A 555-nucleotide genomic window follows, 5' to 3' on the forward strand; every position below is an offset into this window, starting at 1 on the left:
TTTTGAAATGTAAGGCCTTTGAATAAGACAAAAGGCTGCCTCATCGCTAACTTTGCAACAGTGCCCAAAAATTTCCGATCTCCAAACTGACCCCCATACATGTCGATATGGGAATCGGCCCACCTTGCCGGGCGCCGCTGCCGCGTGGGAATCGGCCCACCTGGGGTCCGCTTGGAAAAAGGAAATTATCCTACGCTAAGCGCATTTTTTGCACAGATGGCTACCGACTGAACGTAACGTGTGAGTCATGATCAGAAATGTGTTAACTCTAGGAATTGACACGACTTACTGTTCGATGGGGAAATCATGTTTAGCTATCTCAAGGCTATGTATCATCAATCAAAAATTCAGGCTGAACTCAAGGCACAGATACATGAACAAACTACGGTTAATGCTATCTGTCATCACCCTGAATCAATCGAGATCATTGCGGTTTGTTCGACTGATGCGTATTACCGAAAACGTAAGGACGCTGCTTTTCTGACGGCACTGTTGCAAAGTTAGCGATGAGGCAGCCTTTTGTCTTATTCAAAGGCCTTACATTTCAAAAACTCT

At 45.2% G+C, this 555-nt stretch carries 1 protein-coding gene; it reads left to right on the forward strand.

Annotated elements, in window-relative coordinates:
• Positions 1–306: 306 nt before the first annotated feature.
• Complete coding sequence (locus ACOTXR_RS25145) at positions 307–504, forward strand: hypothetical protein (protein WP_220423196.1); 198 nt, start codon at positions 307–309, stop codon at positions 502–504.
• The last annotated feature ends 51 nt before the right edge of the window (positions 505–555 follow it).

The organism is Enterobacter cloacae complex sp. IR53030 (genome assembly GCF_049238365.1).
GTDB classification, from domain to species: Bacteria; Pseudomonadota; Gammaproteobacteria; order Enterobacterales; family Enterobacteriaceae; genus Enterobacter; species Enterobacter kobei.